This window comes from Sphingobacterium tabacisoli, assembly GCF_017908035.1.
GTDB classification, from domain to species: Bacteria; Bacteroidota; Bacteroidia; order Sphingobacteriales; family Sphingobacteriaceae; genus Sphingobacterium; species Sphingobacterium tabacisoli.
Genome location: NZ_JAEQMU010000004.1, coordinates 549,119 through 556,312, shown reverse-complemented (window position 1 = coordinate 556,312; position 7,194 = coordinate 549,119). Strand labels below are relative to the sequence as shown.

Genomic DNA, 7,194 nt, shown 5'->3' with positions numbered 1-7,194 from the left:
CAATCAAGAATATCGCTACTGTTGGCGGTGATACCCCAGAGGTTGAGATCCCTACAGATAGCAAACCATCACACAGCTCGGTTAAAACCGTTGTGGATGAGAATGGCGATAACAAGGCTCAGTCCGGTGAGGAACTGACCTATACGATCACTGTTAAGAACACCGGAGACGTTGCGTTGACAGGTATCGCTATCAGCGATGCTATCCCAGCGAACACCAGCTATGTGCCTAACAGTGCAACCGGAGGCGGTACCCTTACAGGCAACACCTTAGACTGGTCTGTTGCTGTACCGTTCGGTGGGGAGGTTTCCGTTAGCTTCAAGGTTACAGTAAATGCTGACCTTACCGGAGTAACGTCAATCAAGAATATCGCTACTGTTGGCGGTGATACCCCAGAGGTTGAGATCCCTACAGACAGCAAACCATCGCACAGCTCGGTTAAAACCGTTGTGGATGCGAGCGGTGATAACAAGGCCCAGGCTGGAGAATTATTGACTTACACGATCAAAATAGAAAATGACGGAGATGTCGATCTGAAGAATCTACTTGTCACAGACATGATTCCGGCTTATACAACTTACGAAGAAGGTACAGCTAGCAATGGTGCTGTCTTTAATAGTGGTAAGCTAACATGGACAGTAAACGTACCATTTGGACAGGCACTTTCATTGAGCTTCAAAGTAAAAGTCAATGGTGATTTGACGGAGGCAGCAGAGATTCGCAACATCGCGACTGTGGGTGACAAGGATACACCTCCAGCTATAATTGAAACAGATAGATTCGCTCGTATCTCCCTAGATCAGAAACATAATCTGGGAACTAGCAATGACTGTTTCGGCTTGAAGGTCAATGACAAGATCACGTATACCTTCACTGTCAAGAATACTGGTAATGTCGCGTTGAATAATTTAGATTTAACGAGCACATTGTCGCCTAGACTGGGGAATATTACTTCTACCGCACAGGGAGCATTGTTGCCAGGAGCTACACGTGAGTTTACGGCAGAGTATGTCATTAATCAGGCAGATATCAACAGAGGCTTTGTAACTGGTACAGCAAAAGTTATTGCTAATACGCCAGTCGGACAGATCACTGGAGCTGTAGGCGGAAAAGTAGAAGTTCCTTCAAATGAAGTGAGTGTTAATATCTGTCAAACAGGTAAGGTCGCAATTGAGAAAACAGTAGATAAACAAGAGGTATCTAAAGTCGGAGAAGAACTGACCTATACCATTAAAGTAACGAATACAGGTAACACCGATTTAGAAGAAGTGACGGTCGAAGATGCAATGTTGAATCTTAAAGAGGTTATTAACTTGACCGTTGGAGAGGTGAAGACGTACCAATTGAAGTATACAGTCACCTACAATGACTTATTGAAAACGTCGTTAGACAATATCGCTTCGGCAACTTTGAAAACCAGGGAAAAAGTCACTGATGAGGCATCGACTAAAGTTAGGTTTGAACCTGAGATAAGTATCGTGAAGAGTGCAGATAAGAGCGTAATTACTTTCTTAGGAGAGCTGGTCGAGTATACTATTGAGGTAACTAATACGGGTACTGTCGATTTGGTCAGTGTGGTTGTCACAGATCCTATGTTCCCTAATTTTACAGGTACTGTCGGTAATCTTGCAAAGGGTGAAACCCGGAAGTTTGACCTTACCTATGAGTCTGTATTGGCCGATATCATCCGAGGTGAAATCAGAAATACAGCACGCGTTCAAGGTAAGGTAGGCGGAGCGGTCACATTGCGTTCTTTCAACCCAGCTACTGGAGTAATAGAGAAGCTTTCCAATGAGGTCTTAGTTAAAGTGATATTCAATAATGTTCTTGAAGTAACTAAGGATGCAGACAAAACCGAGGTCAATAAGGAAGGTGAGGTTATTACGTATACCATTAAGGTCGCTAATAAAGGAAATTATGACCTTACCGATGTGGTGGTCAAAGATCCATTGACTGGTATGATGGAGACAGTTGGAAATATGGCTGTAGGAGCAGAGAAGACTTTCAAAACGACTTATAAGGTGAGACGCGCTGATTTCGACAAAGGCAGTATCGTTAACGAAGTGCTTGTTACAGCGAAAGACTTAGCGGGTGGACAATTAGACGGACGTGCCGAACGGATAGTGGGAATAGCGAAAATGCCTTTCTTCATCCCGAATGTGTTTACACCAAATGATGACGGTACGAATGATACGTTTGAGATTGAAGGAATAGAAGGGTTTGATCGTATAGAAGTAACTATCCTGAACCGTTGGGGTAATGAGGTCTACAGAAACAGTAATTATAAAAATGAGTGGACCGGACATGGACTTAACGAGGGAACGTATTTCTATATCGTTAAAACAATAAAGGGCACTAAAGAGGATCTGTATAAGGGTCATGTACTAATCAAAACACGCTAAAGCTTAAGGTCATGAACAAGAATAATATAAAGAAAAGATTTGTACTGTTACTGATGGGCGTAACCTGTTTTTTAACATCACAAGCACAACAGAACATACAATTTACACAGTATATATTCAACTCGCTGAGTGTGAATCCGGCCTATGCAGGGTATAAAGAAGAATGGTTCGCACAGGTCGGACTGAGAAGTCAATGGACGGGCTGGGATGGCGCTCCAAAAACCGGTAGTATTTCTATTGACGGGGTTCTAGACCCTGTCAGTAGAAGACACGGTGTCGGTCTGCAAGTTACTGCAGATGGACTGGGAGCGCAGTCTGCAACCTCAATATACGCCAACTATGCGTTACGTTTACAGCTAGATCCTGAGGATACCAAGCGAATTAGTTTGGGGGTAGCTGCAGGGGTTACACAGTATGGATTGGATGGAGCTAAGCTTGATCCTGTAACTAAAAAGGATCAGGTTCTTCCTGATGGCAAACTTTCAACCTGGGTACCTGATGTTAGATTGGGAGCTTATTATACGACTCCCAAAATATATGCTGGAGTAGCGGTGCACGATTTGTTCTCTAATTCAGTGGATAATGATGAATTTGTATTTAATCAGAACTCGCTCGAAAGCCTTTATAAAAACGTGAGCCTTTACGTTATTGCTGGAGGATTGATCTCATTAGAAGAAGGTCTACATTTAAGGCCAAGTCTTTTGGTGAAGGATGATTTCAAAGGACCTACATCTCTTGATGTGAATGCGATGTTTATTTTCAATAATAAGTTTTGGATAGGTGGAGGGTATAGGACACGTGCTAAGGTCTTTGATAGAAAATACTACGATAATTCGCCGGCAAAGCTTAGCGCACTCAATTCTGTGCAAGGGATAGCACAGTTTTATGTCACACCTAAGTTCAGAATAGGCTACTCCTACGATATCATGCTGAATAAGATGCAAGGATTACAAAGCGGTACCCATGAAGTGACGTTGGGAATTACGTTCGATCGTGCATTGAAACAGATATTAAGTCCAAGGTTCTTTTAAAACTTACTAAAATGAAATATAACCGTATATTTTTAAACCACTACTTCGTCTTGGGACTGATGTTCCTTACGACTACGGTTTGTGCACAGGAGCAACTCAGTTTACAGGCAAAAGCAGATTTACTTTTTGAGAAATACGAGTACTATAATGCAGCCCAGTTATATGGTAAATTGAGTGAGTCAAAAAAAGTAAAAACAAGAAATTTAGAACGCTTAGCGGAGAGCTACGCTCAGATCAATAACTATGATCTGGCGGAAAACTGGTACGCTCGTGTCGCACAACGAACTGATTATAATAAGAATTCACTACTGCAATACGCAAATGTACTGAAGCAAAACGGAAAGTACGCAGAAGCGAAAGCTATGTACGGGCGTTATATGGAGGAGCAAGGGGATGACGATTTCGTGAAGGTCGCTCTACAAGGAGCAGACTCGGCTGTGCGCTGGATCGCTCACCCAGGAAAAGTAGAGATCTTACCCTTTAGCGATGTTAATACGCCACTTTCTGAATTCGGTATGATAGCGACACCGAATAAACTGTATTATGCAGGAGAAACCAACGACATTACTGTGGGTAAATCGGGAATGACAGGGCATTCGTTTCTTCGACTTTTCTCTAAAGATGTCAATGCATCAGGTAAGGGAACAATCGTATCAGATGGTAATATGAACGATGCTAAATATCACGTCGGCCCGGTTGCAAGTAGCGGTACAGGAGACAAATTGTACGTAACACGTACTAATCCAGACAAGGAGGTACAAAAATACCGTAAGGGGGGACAGAAATGGTCGCGCTCGACATTAGAATTGATGATATATGAAAAGGTAGGAAACGACTGGAAAGAGACAGCCTTCCCTTTTAATAATGTAAAAGAATATTCTTTAGGACATGCCGCATGGAGTGACAGTGAGAATAGGCTTTACTTCGCTTCGGATATGCCAGGAGGTCTAGGCGGTGTGGATATCTGGTATTCTGATTTTCAGGCGGATGGTAGCTGGGGTTCTCCCGTCAATGCAGGAGGGGAGGTGAATACTCAATATGATGAGATGTTTCCTATGGTATCCGGTAATAAATTTTATTTTTCGAGTAATGGTAGACCAGGGATGGGAGGGTTAGATATCTTTGAGGCAAAGGTGAAAAGTGGGAAGATTGTACAGGTGAAAAACATGGGGTTCCCTATTAATAGCGCCTCCGACGACTTCGCGTATTTTGTACAGGAAGACAATGAAACAGCACAAAAGGGATTTCTTTCTTCCAACAGAAAAGGGACAGTAGGAGGAGACGATATCTATCACTACGCAAATAAAAAGCCTGTATTTAAAATTATCATTGAAGGAAAAACGTTCAATAAGAAATCGCGTGAACTTCTAACGGAGACTAATGTCACATTGTATGGAGATAAAAGAGAGATGTTAGCCAAAACACTAAGTAATGGGAAGGCGGAGTTTACATTCGATGCAGACAAAAACTCGAGATATAAGATTTTGGGAGAGCGCTCCGGATTTCATGCTGACTCGGTGAGCCTACTGACCGCTGTGCCGACAAAAGATACGGTGTATCAAGTTGCTCTATATTTAGAACCCATAATGGAAGTCGGCCATAAGTTTGTACTTGAAAATATATACTACGATTTCGATAAGTATAACATTAGGAAAGATGCTGCCGTGATACTGGATCAACTGGTCAGAACGCTACGGGATAATCCTACGTTACGTATCGAGCTATCAAGCCACACGGATAGTAGAGGTACCCACCGGTACAATGATGTGCTATCACAACGAAGAGCAGAGAGTGCGGTGAATTATATTGTCTCCCGGGGAATAGAGCGTGACCGTCTTGTAGCAAAAGGTTATGGCGAACGTCGTCTTGTCAATCGCTGTGCCGATGGTGTAAAATGTTCTGCAGCAGAGCATCAAGCCAACAGAAGAACAGAGGTGGAGGTACTGTCTTACTAGTGGCTAATAATTAACTGCCAACTACCCTTTTTTGGGTATATTAAACAAAAGTAGCTTCATTTGTAGCTATAGTTCTACAATTTAGAAGCTACTTTTGGTCATGTCATTTTCCTTTGAGTTATTTGTCTTGTAAATCAATTACGAGACTAAAGTGAAACTGTTACATTCTCTCTGGATTAGTGCTTTGCTACTCGTCACCCTTTGTAAAGGAGCAAAAGGTGAAGTGAATCCTTATGAGGAATTAAGAGCTTTAAAAAGTGAATTTGTTGCAGTAAAAGCTTTCTCTATTTTACGTATCGATATGGATCTCCATGAGGCAGATTCTGTTCTTAAGAATATCGAATTTATACATAAACTAGCGAAAGAGAAAGAGGACAAAAATCTCATTTCGGTCTATTATGAGATGCTAGGTCACTATTTCTCCCTTCGTTATGATCGGGTCAACAGTTTGGCGACCATGAATCATGAAAAAGCAGTCCAGTTTGCTCAGGACAACGCTTTAGGGGAGCAGCTTTTCCGACAAAATTTTAGCTTTGGCAATTATTACTATACGTATTTTAAGTACGCAGATGCTTATCGTTATTTTAGACAGTCTCTTTCTCTCCTAGAGAAACTTGATGAGAGTCGTGTGGCTCATGTCTGGCAATATTATATTACCTTATCACGTTATTTTTTTGATATCAAGGAATATGATATGGCATCGCAACTGCTTGAAAAAGCACTTGTTTATAATAATAAGCTAGCTCCTAGAGAACTGTTTGATATTATAAACACCTTAGGTCTTATTGCACTGAATACAGGGAAGACCGATGAGGCATTGGAATATTTTAAAAAAGTATTGGAAAAATCTAATGCTGTATTGGATTCTGCATGGATGGGGATAGCCTATGGAAACATGGGTAACGTATATGCCCAAAAGCATGATGTCAACAAAGCTCTTTCTTATTTTGAACTTGATTACAAATACAATTCGCAGGCTTCTGGGGATCTTATATCGGGTTTAATTTCCTTGAAAAAAATTGCCGAAATACAGTTTCAACAACGTGAATTTGCTAAAGCATTGGTGAATATTGATATCTATCTCAGCAAGATGGAGAAAAAGCCTATCCGGTATGAAAGTCTGGTCGAAGCTTACGATCTAAAGGCTAGATTGTTGGATACGTTGGCTATTGAAGAGGGACAGTTGTCGACACTGAAAGAAGCTACTAAATACAACAGATTACTTGCTACATTGCATAGTAGCTCTTCTATTGAGTTGGCGAAATTGGAGGATGAAAAATCGAATTATGATCAGTTCTATCGTGAATCCCGTCAGTATAAACGATTAAGCATCTTGCTGGTTATCACTTTAGGTATTGCAGTCTCCGTCCTTCTTGTTGTTTTATATAAGAAGAGCAAACGTGGAACCCAAAATCTGGAAGTGGTCAAAAATGATGTGTTAGAAGAGGAAGAGGAATACTGTCCATTAATTATATTGAGTGATAAGCGTTTCCATACGGAAGATTCCCATCGAAGCGTTCAGATTAGTCTGGAACTGAGACAGCTGTTAGGTGGAAATCTGATGAATAATCGTAATTGGGAAAAGTTTAAACTAGCTTATATAAACAGCTTCCCATGTTTCTTTAGTGATCTGCTACAGCGTTACCCAGAGCTCACCGATTCTGATCTACGTTTATTGGCATTAATCAATCTTAATCTCTCGAATAAAGAGGTTGCAGATAAGCTATCCGTTTCCTTAGACGGAGTTAAGAAGGCTAAACAACGCCTTAAAAAGAAACTCAGTGACCATATTGTTTATAACTAGAT

Annotated in this window: 4 protein-coding genes; all 4 read left to right on the top strand. The window is 41.3% G+C overall.

Annotated elements, in window-relative coordinates; all coding sequences use genetic code 11:
* On the top strand, nt 1-2,402 hold a 2,402-nt coding region (locus JKG64_RS16725; RefSeq protein WP_210355430.1), incomplete at its 5' end, for a DUF7507 domain-containing protein.
* Between the two features lie 11 nt (nt 2,403-2,413).
* The gene (locus tag JKG64_RS16720) at nt 2,414-3,433 is read left to right on the top strand and encodes a PorP/SprF family type IX secretion system membrane protein (RefSeq protein ID WP_210355429.1); all 1,020 of its coding nucleotides are present in this window, start codon (nt 2,414-2,416) and stop codon (nt 3,431-3,433) included.
* Between the two features lie 11 nt (nt 3,434-3,444).
* Nucleotides 3,445-5,388, top strand: coding sequence for an OmpA family protein (locus JKG64_RS16715; protein ID WP_210355428.1), 1,944 nt, complete (start codon nt 3,445-3,447; stop codon nt 5,386-5,388).
* 151 nt (nt 5,389-5,539) lie between these two features.
* Nucleotides 5,540-7,192, top strand: coding sequence for a tetratricopeptide repeat protein (locus JKG64_RS16710; protein WP_210355427.1), 1,653 nt, complete (start codon nt 5,540-5,542; stop codon nt 7,190-7,192).
* The last annotated feature ends 2 nt before the right edge of the window (nt 7,193-7,194 follow it).